The sequence below is a fragment of the Streptomyces sp. NPDC058773 genome (assembly GCF_042746015.1).
In the GTDB taxonomy this organism is placed as follows: domain Bacteria; phylum Actinomycetota; class Actinomycetes; order Streptomycetales; family Streptomycetaceae; genus Streptomyces.
The window spans coordinates 120,649-133,544 of the sequence record NZ_JBHYPE010000016.1; the positions used below are offsets into that span (position 1 = coordinate 120,649).

Below are 12,896 nucleotides of genomic sequence, written 5' to 3' on the forward strand. Positions count from 1 at the left end.
GTGTCCGACGCGATCCTGCGACCGCGCCGCTCCGTGCTCTACATGCCCGGTGCCAATGAACGCGCCCTGGAAAAGGCCAAGTCCCTGCCCGCCGACGCGCTGATCCTCGACCTGGAGGACGCCGTCGCCCCCGACGCGAAGGCCGACGCGCGCAAGCGGGTCGCGGCCGCCGCGGGCTCGGGCGAATACGGCTACCGGGAGGTGACGATCCGGGTGAACGGTCCGGGCACCGCCTGGCACGCCGACGACCTCCGGGCCGCCGCCGAGGCCGGTCCGGACGCGGTGGTGGTGCCCAAGGTGGAGTCCGCCGACACCGTGCGGGAGGTCGAGCGCGCGCTGGAGGCCGCCGGCGCCCCGGACCGCACGGCCATCTGGGCCATGGTCGAGACCCCGCGCGCGATGCTGGACGCCCGTGCGGTCGCCGCCGCCAGTGAGCGGCTCACCGTGCTGGTGATGGGCACCAACGACCTGGCGAAGGAGCTGCACGCCGAGCATGTCCCCGGCCGGGCCCCGCTGTTGACCGGGCTGTCGCTGGCGCTGCTGGCGGCCCGTGACACCGGCAAGGTGATCCTGGACGGCGTCTACAACGACGTGAAGAACGCCGAGGGGTTCGAGGCCGAGTGCGTACAGGGCCGGCAGTTCGGGTTCGACGGGAAGACGCTCATCCATCCGTCGCAGGTCGAGCCGTGCAACCGGGCCTTCGCCCCGTCCGCCGACCAGATCGCTCATGCGCGGAAGATCATTGACGCCTTCGACGAGGCGACCCGCGAGGGCCGCGGTGTGGTCACCGTCGACGGCCGCATGATCGAGAACCTGCATGTCGAGGACGCCCGCCGGGTCCTCGCCCTCGCCGAGGCGATCGCCGGACGCTGAGCGGACGCCTCCCTCGGAACGTCACCGTGGCGGCCCTTTTCCCAGGGCCGTCACGGTGATTCCCATAATCGGACAGGGTGAATACACGGGACCGGCCGTTGCTCAGGCTTGGTGGTGGCGGGCATCCGGGATAGCAAGATCCCCGGGTACCAACCACCAGCGCGGGAGCACACTGTGAAGAATTCGGCACGCGTCAATGTCGTGACGGCAGGAGCCTGCGGTCTGCTCCTGGCCGCCGGTACGGTCTCGCCCACCCTGGCGTGGGCCGCGCCGTCGGGCGGCGACGGGGTCTCGAACAGCAACACCGTCGCCCGCTTCGACGCCAGGTTCCGCTGCGCGCACCGGGCCCGGTTCTGCATCAACGGGCCGGTGCTCAGCGGAAATCCGCGGAGATCGCAGAACGTCCATGTCTCCGGCACCGTCAGCAACAGCGGCAGCCCCACCAACACCAACGCGAACACCAACGACGACACGGGCGGCACGACCGGCACGGCGACCAAGTCCGGCAACAACGAGCAGCGCATCCACCGCGACTGAGCCGGCATGTGCGCGGAGCCGCTCCGGTCCCGGGGGCACCGGGACCGGAGCGGCTCCGCCGTCTCCCTCCGCCGACGCGGATCAGTGGTGGAAGAGGCCTCCCAGGACGCGCTGCACGTTGTTGCCACTGCCCGTCGACGCGCCGGTGACCGAGTTGGCGGCGTTGGTGTTGCCGTTGGTGTTGGAGAGGTTCCCGCTGTTGTTCGGGTTCCCGTGATTGATGAAGTTTCCGCTGTGCAGGCTGTTGCCGCTGTTCACCGGCCCGTTCACGCAAGCGTGCGGGGATGCCAACACCGGTGATCTGTAGTGGATTTGACCCAGCCGGTTGTTGCAGACGACCCCGTTGACCGTGCCGTTCAGGGTGCCCACATCGGCGTCCGCCACCGTGGAGAGCAGCGATTCCGGGAGGGACACCGCCTGGGCCGCGCCGCCGCCGAAGAGCACCAGCCCGCACGCCCCGACGACCGTTCCCGCCTGCATCATTCTTCTCACGACGCTCCTCGCCTCTTCATCGTTCCGATGCCAGACGTATCGTGCTGCCGCGGTCGGCCGGCACCGGCGTTCAACCCGCGGGGAGCAAACCCCCGGTGGCCACAATCAGCCGGGTGGCCCAAAAACCCCGGGGGCGACGGCGGTGGGCCCGTCAGGTCACGCTGTGCGGATGGCAGGCCGTGGACGAGCGCGGCGGCCAGGCCTGGGGAGCGAGGATGCCCAGCACGTAGGCGCGGGCGACCAGGGCGGGCCGGGTCGGGGCGTCCAGGAGGTCGCGCAGCCGGCTGAGGTGGTAGTCGACGGTCTGCCGGGAGAGGTGCAGCGAGGTGGCGATCTCGGCGTTGCTGCGGCCGGCGGCCAGCAGGGAGAGGATGCGGACCTGGGTCGCCGTCAGCGGCGGATGGGGATCGTGGGCGAGGCTCTGGTGGGTGACGACCGCCCAGACGCTGGTCGCGCGGTCCGCGCTCCGGCCCACCGTCGTCAGATGCAGCCGGGCCCGGCGCTGCCGGCCGCGGGCGTCCATGAGTACGACGGTGGTCTGGATGCGCCGGCTGCGGCGCGCTATCAGATCGAGCCAGCTGCGGTGCAGCCCCGGTAATTCCGGCGCCGGTCCGAGCACGGTGTGCGCCCGGCGGCCGACGAGGTCGGAGAGCCGGGTCTGCAGCATCTCGGCGGCCGCGGCGCTGGCCTGCTGGATGCGGCCGCCCGCGGAGATCAGGGCGCAGGGCAGTCCGCTGTGGTCGCGCAGTGCGTGCAGGTTCTCCTCGGCCTCCCGGCGCTGGCGCAGCGCGCGGGTGTAGTCGCTGATGTCGATGTAGATGCCCGCCACGCAGGTCTGGCCGGCTTCCCGGACCGGGAAGCGATGGCCGACCGCCTGCCCGCCGGTGCCGTCGAAGCGGTGGTAGGTGAGGGTGTGCCGGACGGGTTTGCCGCGGTCGAGCACCTCGCGGTCCAGGCTCAGCACCTGGGGGGCGTCGGCCGGGCCGTCGACGTCGGTGACGTCCTTGCCGATGATGTGCTCCGGTGTGGTGCCGTAGAGGTGGGCGTAGGCATGGTTCGCCCAGAGGTAGTGCCCGTTCGCGTCCCGGATGAAGGCCGCGGCGGGGGCGAGGTCGGCGAAGGCGTCGTAGCGGCGGGGGGCGGCCGTACGGGAACCGACCTCCACCGCCAGTCCGCGGGAACGGCCCTGGCGGGGCACGCCGAGGGGCCAGTTCACATCGAAGACACGACCGTCGAACTGCGCCTGCCAATGGCTGATTTCAGGTGCTGCGGGCGGCCCGGGGAGTTCTTTGCGCACGGTGTCGAGGAACCGCTGGGCGGTCACGGTGTCATCGAAGGCACCGCCGCCGCTGTCGATCACTCGTAACTCGCGGTCGGCCTCCCACCAGGACACCGGAAGGTGTTCGAGCAGCGACTTCAGACTGGTCTCGTCCACGACGGGCCCCTTTGTGGTGATGAGTTCAACGGGTTTCGGACGGCGCGCCATGGCCATGCGTATCCCCCGGCGCGGGTCGGCATGCCCGGTTCTCGGCCGATCTGGCGACATCCGCACACCGCAGCGGACCGCCATACGCCATCACAGAACCTTCACGACGGAGTGACGCGGTCCACAACTCTGGCATTTGCCTGAGCGGTTGCGGCCCGATGCGGGGAACGGTGGGCCGCATGGCTGCTTCGCTTGAGGGACGGCGTTCGGATCCCGGGGGGCCGGGCGTTGACAGCCGTTTCCGATGGTTCCCAGCATATGAAAAGGAGTCGGATTCCAGTGAGCAAGGTGCTGTTCGTGTATGCCAAGGGTGGTCCGCCCTTGGGGTACGCCCTGTCACGGGTCGCCGCACGGTCGGCAGTGCACCTGCTGGCGCTCAGCGCGCTCCCTCCCAGTGTGGCCGCTTCCGCGGACCGGCTGTGCGCTTCGGTGCTGCGCCCCGCCGAGTGCGAGCGCCGCGACCTGGTGTCCCTGATCGTCTCCCGGGCCCAGGCGGTGGGCGCCGACGCGGTCGTCACGTTCTCCGAGTACGCGGTGGTCGCCGTCGCGGAGGCCTGCGAGAAGCTCGGTCTCGCCGGGGCGGGCGACAGCTGCGCCCTGGCCCGCGACAAGCGGATGATGCGCCGCACCTGGCAGGAACGCGGCATATCCCAGCCCCGGTTCCGCCCGGTCGCCACGGAGCACGATCTGCACGACGCGGCCGCCGCGCTCCGCTTCCCCCTGCTGCTGAAGGCCGCCTGGAGCGCCGGCTCCACCGCACACCGGACCCTGCGCTCCCCCGATGAGGTACCGGCGGCCTGGGAGCGGGCGCGGGAGGTGATGGCCGAATCCGCGCAGCTGGGGTACGCCGAGCTCCATGTGGCCGATGCCGGGGCGGACTTCCTCGTCGAGGAGATCGTGGCGGGCACCGCCACCGACTGGTTCGACCAGGAGGGCTGGGGCGACTACGTCAGCGTCGAAGGCGTCGTCGTCGACGGTGACTTCCGTCCGGTCTGTCTCAGCGGCCGGATGCCGACGGTGGAACCGTTCACCGAACGCGCGGGCATCACCCCGGCGGCGCTGCCGGACGACGCCCAGCGGCGGATCGTGGCCCTGGCGCGCGAGGCCGTCGATGCGCTGCGGCTGCGGAACTGCGGTACGCACACCGAGATCAAGCTCGGCGCCGACGGGCAGATGTGGGTGATCGAGACCGCCGCCCGGTTCGGCGGGGCGATGACCGTGCCGCAGATCGAGGAGGTCTTCGGCCTGGACCTGATCGGCATGCTCACCGACCATCTGCTGGGGCGTCCGGTCTCCTGGCCCGCCGAGGTGCGTACCCCGCAGGAGGCGCACGGCGCGGCCGGTTCGCTGGTGGTGCTGGCAGTCGATGGCGCCGGTGAGGCCTGGCCGGACCAGCGGGTCTGGGACTTCCCGACGGTGCGGGACGCGGTACCGCTCAGCGCCGGCAGCCATCTGTCGGTGGTCGCCGAGAACTCGCTGCCGGACGGGACGCCGGTGCCGGTGTACGACCCGGCCGCGGGCGCCAACACCATGGCGGCGCTGTGCCTGCTGTCCGCCACCGACCCGGAGACCGTGATCCGCGACTTCCGGACGCTGGTGGACGCGCTGCCGGGCGTCCTCCCCACGGGCCCCGGCACGGAGGTGCGCTGATGACCGCCACCGCCGTTCTGCCCTCCGGCGCCCCGGGACCGGTCGTCGACCGCACGGTCATCGGGGAGAACCTCTCGCTGCCGCTCTTCCGCACCCTCTCCGGGGTGCTGGCCGGGCACCCGTACCTCAAGGTCGTGGTGGACCGGGCCGAGGAGACCTGGCATCTGCTCGACACCGCCGTCCACCCGTTCCACGTCAACTACATCGCCACCCGCGTCCTCGGGATGGATCTGGCGGAGCTGGACTCCGGTCTGGACGACTTCAACGCCTCGGTCTACATGGACCCCGAGCGCCGCTTCCTGCTGGGTGTGCTCTCGCTGCACACCGATGAGGACGCCGAGGGCCGGGAGCGGCCGTTCCTCGTGCTGGAGACCACCGAGGCCGACACCATGGACGGCCGGCTGCTGGAGGAGTTCTACACCTTCGTCCGTCTTCGGGTGGACGGCCGGCTGCCGCTGCTGCTGAAGCCGGCGAACCACGGGCAGGAGCACGAACTCGCCGCGATCAGCGACGTACGGGTGCCTCGGATCCTCGGTCATCAGCTCTTCGGCAACCGCACCCGCACCCCGCTCAACCCGGGCGAGGCGGTCGGCCGGCTCCGCTACTTCCGGACCCTGGAGGAGTACGCCGCCGTGGCCGACGGGCTCGGCTGGTCCGACATCGTGGCCATGCCCTGTCTGCCGGACGACGTGCCGCGGGTGGCGGGCTTCCTCAACACCTCGCCGGGCACCCCGCTGTCGCACACCAATGTCCTGGCCTCCGGCTGGGGCATCCCCAACGCGATCGTCCGCGATCTGGAGCGCATGGTCGACCCGGACGTCCTCGACGGCGCCTGGGTCCGCTACCGGGTGGAGGACGACGAGATCACGATCGTCCCGCTGGCCCATGCCCCGAAGCTGGAGGCCCCGGCCTGGCACCAGCAGCGGATCCGGATGGAACCGCCGCTGCTGGAGGACGTGCCCGCGCTGTGGCTGCACCGTCTGCGCCGCGCCGACCGGGACCGCTACGGGACCAAGGCCGCCAACCTCGGCGAGCTGCACCACGTCCTCGACAGCCGCAGCGCCGACCTCACCGCCTTCTACGGGCGGCCGAGGCCGCCGCGCGCCGACCTCTACGGCCATCTCGCGGCCCGACTGGGCGCCAAGGACGCGACGGGAGCCGAACTGCGGTCCCTGGCGGCCGACTTCGTGGCCGGGGTCATCGCGGCACCGAACGGGGTGGGCCTCCCCTTCGCGCTGCAGCACCGCTTCCTGACGTCCTCACCGGCCGTCCAACAGGGCATCGGCAAGCTCAAGATGGCGCTCGAACTCGACGCCGTCGACGCGCTGGACGCGCTCTGTCTGCATCTGCAGCAGCTCATCCGGAACACCCCGCTGCCCGAGGACGTGACCCGCCAGATCACCCAGGCGCTGCCCGGCGGCCCGGCCACCGGCCGCCGGCTCGTGGTGCGCTCCTCCTCCAACGCCGAGGACCTCCCCGGGTTCTCCGCGGCGGGGGTCTACGAATCGATCACCACCGTGCACGGCGCGGATGAACTTCTCGACGCGGTACGCCAGGTGTGGGCCTCCCTGCTGTCGCCGCGCAGCGTCCGGCTGCGCCACCAGGCGGGCATCTCCCTCGACGACACCTACATGGGCGTGATCATCCAGGAGTACACGCCCGCTGACCTCGGCGGTGTCCTGGTGACCTGCAACCCGACCAGGCGCGAGGACTTCCGCAACGTCTACCTCAACTGCTCCCCCGGCTCTCCCGAGACGGTCGTCGACGGCACCACGCTGCCGCTGCAGTACCTGTACAACACGGTGGAGGGCGGCGGCCGTACCGTCGCGCTCGGCTCGTCCGGCCAGGACCTGCCGGTGGGCACCCGGGAGAAGCTGGCGCGGCTGGCGCTGACCGGGCGGCTGCTGCAGTCCCACTTCAGCGAGTCCGATGTGGACCATCCGCTGGACATCGAGTGGCTGATGACCGATCAGGGCGACTTCCGCCTGGTCCAGATCCGCCCCTACGCGCTGTGATCCGCCGGTTCACCGGCCCGCTGCGCACCCGCCGGTCCCGGCCCGCGGGTGCGCCGCTGTCCCCAAGGGCCCGCCGGATCATCCGGCTGAACAACGGCTTCCAGCTGCTGTTCAACCTGCTGTGGTGGATGCCGGTCTTCTACGCCTACCAGCGGGAGGCGGGCCTCTCCGACGGGCAGATCTTCGGCATCCAGAGCATCTACTACGTCGCGTTCTGCCTCTTCGAGATCCCGACCGGGATGGTGGCCGACCGTATCGGTGCCCGCAACTGTCTGCGGGCGGGTGCGGTCGTGATGACCGCGGCGAACCTGGCGCCGGTCTTCGCGCCCAGCTACACCGGCTTCCTGGTGCACTTCCTGGCCATCGCGGCGGGCCGCTCGCTGACCTCCGGCGCGGCCAGCGCCTATCTCTACGACGGCCTGGAGGCCGAGGGCGCGGGCGAGCACTATCTGAAGGCCGAAGGACAGGCGCGGGCGCTGGGGCTCGCGGCGAAGGTGCTGTGCTGGCCGCTGGTCGGGCCGCTGATGGCCGTCGCGCACCCCACGCCGTACGTGCTGAGCGCGGCGAGCGCTGCGGGCTCACTGGTCTGTGCGGTGGTGCTGCCGCGGCAGGCCACCGCCCGGGCCCACGGCCCCGGCCGGGCCGGGGAGAAGGCGCCCGGCGGGCCGGTGTTCTTGCGCGATGCCCTCTCGGCGCTGCGCTGGGTGTGGGCCACGCCCTGGCTGGCGCTGCTGATGGTGCAGGGCGTCGCGGTCTTCACGCTGTCCCGTATCTGCCAGGTCAACCTGTTCCAGCCGGTGCTGCTGGACCACGGCATCCCCGAGACCTCGCACGGCGGGGTGCTGGCCGCGATGACCGTCGCGGAGGCGGTGGCCTCGGCCCGTCCGCAGTGGCTCGGCAAGCGGCTGTCGCCGGTGGCCTGGGTGTCGCTGCTCAGTCTGGCGATGGCGGGCACCCTGGCGGGCAGCACGCTGGGCGGGCCGTGGACCGTGATCGCCCTGCTGTGCCTGTTCGCCGCCGTTACCGGCTTCGCCTATCCGCTGCAGCGCAAGCTGGTGAACGACGCCATCCCGGCGGGGGCGCCCCGCGCCACCCTGCTGTCCGTCGAGAGCATCGTCGACCGGGGGGTGTGCGCGCTGGCGGCGGTGGCCGCGGGGGCCTATCTCTCGGCGGGCCGGCTGGACGCGCTGCTGTGGCACAGTGCGCTGGCCACCTGCGTGGTGATGGTGGTCCTGCAGCTGTTCCTGCGGCGTGCCCCGGGCCGGCGCCGCACCCCGCCGGCACCCGAGCCCGCCACGGAGCTGGTCACCACGGCAGGAAACCCCTGAGCGGCGCGGTCATACTGAGGAGGTGCGAGGTACCGAAACCGGGCACTACGGCGAGGGCCTGTTCCGCCCGGAGGAGACCGGCGAGGCCGGCCGTATCGATCTGGGGGCGCTCGCCTATGACGAGGTGAGCACCGCCCGGCTGGCCGCGCTGGGTGCCGGGCCCGGGTGGCACTGCCTGGACGTGGGCGCGGGCACCGGCACCGTCGCGCGGTGGCTCCTGGAGTCGGCCGGTGTCACCTCGGTCCTCGCGGTCGACCGTGACACCAGGTCGCTGGACGTCGCCGGGACGCCGGGGCTGTCGGCGCTGACCGCCGACATCACCGCGCCGGACTTCGATCCCGGCCGGTTCCAGCTGGTGCACGCGCGGTTCGTGCTGATGCATCTGCGCTCCTGGCGCCGCATGATCGCCAGGCTGGCGACGCTGGTCGCGCCCGGCGGGGTGCTGGTGCTCAGCGACGCCGTGGACCTGACCAGCGCCGGGGCGCCGGCCACCCCGTTCACCACCGTCATGCGCGCGATGTGGCAGGGGCTCCGGGAGTCCATCGGCACGGACATCTCCTGGGTGCCGGACTATCCGTATCTGCTGCGGGACGAGGGCCTGTGCCGGGTCGCCGCCGAAATCCATGTCCCCCCGTTGGTGCCGGGCAGTCCGCTCAGTCGCTTCTGGGCCGACACCTGGGACCGGGCGCGGGGCACCCTGCTGGCGACCGGGCAGGTGGACGAGGCGCAGATCGAGCGGGCCCGGCGTGCGCTGTCGTCGGACGGGTGTCCCGGGGTCTCCCCCGGGATGCTCACCGCGTGGGGCTGGCGGACCGAGGAGGGCCGCCTGTGACGGTGTCCCGCCGGCCGGACGGCCCGCCCGGTCAGCCGGCGGCGCGCGGCCGGGCCGGTCCGCCACCCTCCTTCAGGCTTGCGGGAGTTGCTGGGTGGCGCAGTGGATTCCGCCCCCGCCCTCGCCGAGGTTGTCGACCGGCAGCTGCACGATCTCCCGCCCCGGGTACTGCTCCCGCAGAACGGCCGCCGCCGTGCTGTCGGCCCTGCGGTCGCCGAAGCGGGGCACGAAGACCGCGCCGTTGGCCACGTAGTAGTTGACGTAGCAGGCCAGGAAGTCCTTGCCGCGTCGCCCGATATCGGCCGGCTCGGGAAGTTCAACGATCTCCAGCCGCTTGCCGCGGGCGTCGACGGCCCGCTCCAGGACCTCCCGGGCCTGCTCGTAGGCACGGGTGAAGGGACCGCGGGGTGCGTCCTCGCCCGGCGTGCTGAGAACCACGACACCCGGTGCGGAGAAGCGGGCCAGCGCGTCGATGTGACAGTCCGTGATGTCCTTGTCCTTGACGCCCTTGACCCAGATCATCTCGGTGGCGCCGAACAGGGCCTTGAGTTCCCGCTCCAGGTCGTCGCGGGACCTTCCGGGGTTGCGGTTGTCGTTGACCAGGGAGCTTTCGGCGGCCATCAGGGTGCCGTGGCCGTCGCCCTCCACCCCGCCGCCCTCGCCGGTGAGCGGGGCCTCGATCCTGGCGATCCGCGCGTCGGCCAGGACCGCGCGGGCGGCCTTGCGGTCACGGCCGTGCTCCTGCTTGCCGCCCCAGCCGTTGAAGTTGAGGTCGACTCCGGCGACGCCGTCGGGGCCGAGCACGAAGACCGGCCCGGTGTCCCGCATCCACAGGTCATCCACCGGGACCGGGAGGACCTCCACCCCGGACCCGCACGCCCGCTGTGCCGCCTTCACGTCCCGGTCCCCGGCCAGCAGCAGCACCGGCTCGAACTCGGCGACGGTGCGGGCGATCCGGGCGATGTCGGCGCGCACCCCGGCGGTGTACGGCCCCCAGATCCGCCGGCCGGGCCAGGACATATACGTCGCCTCGTGCGGATGCGCCTCGTCGGGCAGCCGCCATCGGCCGGCCGTCCGTGACGCCGCGGGGACGGCGTCGGCTCCCTGCGCCGCGGGCCGGCCGCCGTCGGATGTGTCGCCGTCCGGTGTGCCGCAGCCGCTCAGGGCTCCTCCGAGGGCGGCGACGGCAGCCGCCTGCAGTGTCTGACGTCGGGATATTTCCATGATCAGCCCCCTGACTGAAAATTTGGTCAGGGCGATCGTAAGGCATGATCGGAGCCGAGCAACCTGGATTTTCCTCGGACAGCGGGAGCATTCGATGCCGGACAGGCCCACCCAGATCCTCGAAGCCGCCGCCCGGCTGATCGCCCGGCGGGGCGTCCGCGGGCTGCGCGTCGAGGAGGTTTCCGCGGAGGCCGCCGTCTCGACCGCGCTGATCTACTACCACTTCAAGGACCGCGCCGGACTGCTGCGCCGCACCCTGGAGTTCATCAGCCGGCGCGCGGTCCGCTACACCGACGCCGCGCTGGAGGCGTCCGACGACCCTCGCGTGCAGCTCACCGAGATGCTGCTGCTGGAGCTTCAGGACACCCCGCAGGTCCGGGAGAACAGCGCGGCCTGGGGCGAGTTGCGGGCCACCGCGGTCTTCGACCCGGACCTGCGGGAGTTGCTGGCCGAGGCGACCCGGGAGTGGGTGGAGGATCTCGCCGGGCTGCTGCGCCGGGCCCAGGAGGCGGGTCCGGGGAAGGCCGGAACCGATCCGTATGCGGCGGCCGAGCGGCTCACCGCGCTGGTCGAGGGCCTGAGTGAACGCTGGCTGAGCGGCACCACCTCGCTGGAGCGGGCCCATGAGCTGCTCCGCGGTGCCGTCGGGAAGGAACTCAGGCCCGCCTGACGGACCTTGTACACACCCGGGCGCCCCTGCCACCGCGGCGGGGGCGCCCGTTTTTGCGCCCCCGAGGGCTCTCCCCCCGGCGCCTCGGAGCGGAGGTCACGCCGGACGTCATAGCGGATGAACCCCACGCTTCGACTAATAAACGGACATCGACGTCAGTTTTCGGTCTGATTCCGTCAGGTGGCGCTCTGCACTGATCGCCCGGTCTCGCCCCCCTTCTCCCCTGACACCCTTCGCCCACCAGGGAATGTGAGCAGGTGGCAGACCTTCGGCAGTTGCCCGGATCTGACGGAGAATTTTCTGTCTTGATGGGGAAACGGTGAAGAAAACCGACTGAAAGTGCGCATTGGGTTTTGACCCGTGATCGTCGGCTCCGCGATGGTTCTCGGCATGTCCGCCATACCCCGACCCGCGGCCAGCGGCCCGCTGCGCCTGCGCGACTTCCGTCTCCTGCTCGCCGGTGCCGCGGCCGGTCAGCTCGGCTCCCAGGTCACCCTGGTCGCCCTGCCACTGATCGCGGTGCTGGAGCTCAACGCCCCTGCCTTCCAGGTGGGGTTGCTCACGGCCGCGGAGACCGCCGCCTTCCTGCTGGTCGGTCTGCCGGCCGGGGCCTGGGTCGACCGGATGCGCAAGCTGCCGCTGATGATCCAGGCCGATGTGGTGCGTGCCGTCGCGATGGCGAGCATCCCCCTGGCCGCCGTCGCCGATGCGCTGACGATGGCCCAGCTGTACCTCGTCGCCCTGGTCACCGGGGTGGCGACCGTCTTCTTCGACGTGGCCCACCAGAGCTTCGTGCCGCATCTGCTGCCCAAGGACCAACTGGTCCCGGGCAACGGGGCGCTGGAGACCATCCGTTCCTCGGCGCAGGTGGCCGGTCCCGGGCTCGGCGGCGGTCTCGTCCAGCTGCTCGGGGCGTCGCTGGCCATCGTCGCCGACGCGGCCGGATATGCGCTCTCCGCGCTGTTCCTGTGGGGGATCAGGAAGACCGAGAGCCGCCCGGAGCGCGCCGCGGGTGCGTCCCTGCGCCGGGACATCGGTGAGGGGCTGCGGTTCGTGTTCGGGCACCGTCTGCTGCGCATGATCGCGGTGACGACCGGACTGGCGAACTTCTTCACCGCGACCCTGATGGCCACCCAGACCGTCTTCCTGGTGCGGGTGCTCGGGCTGACGCCGGGAGTCATCGGCCTCGTGCTGGCCGCCTCGGCGGTGGGCGGGCTGGCCGGCGCGCTGTGTGCCGGCCGGCTCGCCGCCCGGCTCGGCCAGGCCCGGATCATCTGGCTGTCCGTGCTGGCCACCGGCCCGTTCGCACTGCTGTGGCCGCTCTCGGGGCGGAGCGCCGGCGCGGCGCTCTTCGCCCTCGGCTCCGGTGTGGTCTTCTTCGGCGCCGTCGTCTACAACGTCGCGCAGGTGAGCTTCCGCCAGTCGCTGTGCCCTTCCCGGCTGCTCGGCCGGATGAACGCCACGCTGCGCTTCCTGATGTGGGGCACCCTGCCGCTCGGTGCCCTGGTCGGCGGTGCGCTGGCCGACGCGTACGGCGCCCGCACGGCGCTGGCGTGGTGTGCGGCCGGATTCCTGGTCGTGCCGCTGCCGCTGCTGCTCTCCCCGCTGCGCCGGATGCGGGACCTGCCGGCCGCCGACGCGGACGGGGACGCGGACGGCACCACGGACCCGGCCGAGCCCGCGTCCGTCGGCTGAGGGCCGGCCGCCGCAGCCGGCCCGGCCGGTCCCCTCCCCCTCCGCACGGCCCTTCCCCCCGCATCACCTCCGGCGATGCGCGTCAGTCACGACA

At 71.9% G+C, this 12,896-nt stretch carries 11 protein-coding genes; 8 read left to right on the forward strand and 3 right to left on the reverse strand.

Going from position 1 to position 12,896, the window contains the following annotated elements; translation table 11 throughout:
- Window positions 1-873 (forward strand): HpcH/HpaI aldolase/citrate lyase family protein, encoded by an 873-nt coding sequence (locus tag ACFW5B_RS16965; protein ID WP_386439595.1) that lies wholly within the window; start codon window positions 1-3, stop codon window positions 871-873.
- A gap of 174 nt (window positions 874-1,047) precedes the next feature.
- The gene (locus ACFW5B_RS16970; protein WP_386439597.1) at window positions 1,048-1,410 is read left to right on the forward strand and encodes a hypothetical protein; all 363 of its coding nucleotides are present in this window, start codon (window positions 1,048-1,050) and stop codon (window positions 1,408-1,410) included.
- Between the two features lie 81 nt (window positions 1,411-1,491).
- On the opposite strand, the gene ACFW5B_RS16975 is transcribed toward ACFW5B_RS16970, so the two are convergent.
- Window positions 1,492-1,890: a hypothetical protein gene (locus ACFW5B_RS16975; RefSeq protein WP_386439644.1), complete on the reverse strand. Its 399-nt coding sequence runs from the start codon at window positions 1,888-1,890 to the stop codon at window positions 1,492-1,494.
- A gap of 163 nt (window positions 1,891-2,053) precedes the next feature.
- The gene (locus tag ACFW5B_RS16980) at window positions 2,054-3,337 is read right to left on the reverse strand and encodes a PAS domain-containing protein (protein WP_386439599.1); all 1,284 of its coding nucleotides are present in this window, start codon (window positions 3,335-3,337) and stop codon (window positions 2,054-2,056) included.
- A 330-nt stretch (window positions 3,338-3,667) separates the two neighbouring features.
- On the opposite strand from ACFW5B_RS16980, the gene ACFW5B_RS16985 reads away from it, so the two are divergent.
- The 4 genes from ACFW5B_RS16985 to ACFW5B_RS17000 are packed head-to-tail and all read left to right on the forward strand — an operon-like array spanning window position 3,668 to window position 9,213.
- A complete protein-coding gene (locus tag ACFW5B_RS16985) occupies window positions 3,668-5,038 on the forward strand; it encodes an acetyl-CoA carboxylase biotin carboxylase subunit family protein (protein ID WP_386439601.1) in 1,371 nt (456 codons plus the stop codon).
- Complete coding sequence (locus ACFW5B_RS16990) at window positions 5,038-7,053, forward strand: PEP/pyruvate-binding domain-containing protein (RefSeq protein WP_386439602.1); 2,016 nt, start codon at window positions 5,038-5,040, stop codon at window positions 7,051-7,053. The genes ACFW5B_RS16985 and ACFW5B_RS16990 overlap by 1 nt, the downstream gene beginning before the upstream one ends.
- Window positions 7,050-8,381: an MFS transporter gene (locus ACFW5B_RS16995; protein ID WP_386439604.1), complete on the forward strand. Its 1,332-nt coding sequence runs from the start codon at window positions 7,050-7,052 to the stop codon at window positions 8,379-8,381. The genes ACFW5B_RS16990 and ACFW5B_RS16995 overlap by 4 nt, the downstream gene beginning before the upstream one ends.
- A gap of 22 nt (window positions 8,382-8,403) precedes the next feature.
- Window positions 8,404-9,213 (forward strand): class I SAM-dependent methyltransferase, encoded by an 810-nt coding sequence (locus ACFW5B_RS17000; RefSeq protein WP_386439606.1) that lies wholly within the window; start codon window positions 8,404-8,406, stop codon window positions 9,211-9,213.
- 72 nt (window positions 9,214-9,285) lie between these two features.
- Here ACFW5B_RS17000 and ACFW5B_RS17005 read toward each other — a convergent pair whose 3' ends face one another.
- Window positions 9,286-10,437: an agmatine deiminase family protein gene (locus tag ACFW5B_RS17005; RefSeq protein WP_386439608.1), complete on the reverse strand. Its 1,152-nt coding sequence runs from the start codon at window positions 10,435-10,437 to the stop codon at window positions 9,286-9,288.
- A gap of 94 nt (window positions 10,438-10,531) precedes the next feature.
- Between ACFW5B_RS17005 and ACFW5B_RS17010 the strand changes: the two genes are divergently transcribed.
- Together ACFW5B_RS17010 and ACFW5B_RS17015 are read left to right on the forward strand one after the other, a co-directional pair.
- The gene (locus ACFW5B_RS17010) at window positions 10,532-11,107 is read left to right on the forward strand and encodes a TetR/AcrR family transcriptional regulator (protein ID WP_386439610.1); all 576 of its coding nucleotides are present in this window, start codon (window positions 10,532-10,534) and stop codon (window positions 11,105-11,107) included.
- 390 nt (window positions 11,108-11,497) lie between these two features.
- Window positions 11,498-12,802 (forward strand): MFS transporter, encoded by a 1,305-nt coding sequence (locus ACFW5B_RS17015; protein ID WP_386439612.1) that lies wholly within the window; start codon window positions 11,498-11,500, stop codon window positions 12,800-12,802.
- The last annotated feature ends 94 nt before the right edge of the window (window positions 12,803-12,896 follow it).

What these genes read in the sequence shown, in the direction of transcription:
- ACFW5B_RS16975 (WP_386439644.1), bottom strand. Translation starts at nt 1,890, where the DNA reads ATGCAGGCGGGAACGGTCGTCGGGGCGTGCGGGCTGGTGCTCTTCGGC.
- ACFW5B_RS17005 (WP_386439608.1), bottom strand. Translation starts at nt 10,437, where the DNA reads ATGGAAATATCCCGACGTCAGACACTGCAGGCGGCTGCCGTCGCCGCC.
- ACFW5B_RS17015 (WP_386439612.1), top strand. Translation starts at nt 11,498, where the DNA reads ATGTCCGCCATACCCCGACCCGCGGCCAGCGGCCCGCTGCGCCTGCGC.
- ACFW5B_RS16990 (WP_386439602.1), top strand. Translation starts at nt 5,038, where the DNA reads ATGACCGCCACCGCCGTTCTGCCCTCCGGCGCCCCGGGACCGGTCGTC.
- ACFW5B_RS17010 (WP_386439610.1), top strand. Translation starts at nt 10,532, where the DNA reads ATGCCGGACAGGCCCACCCAGATCCTCGAAGCCGCCGCCCGGCTGATC.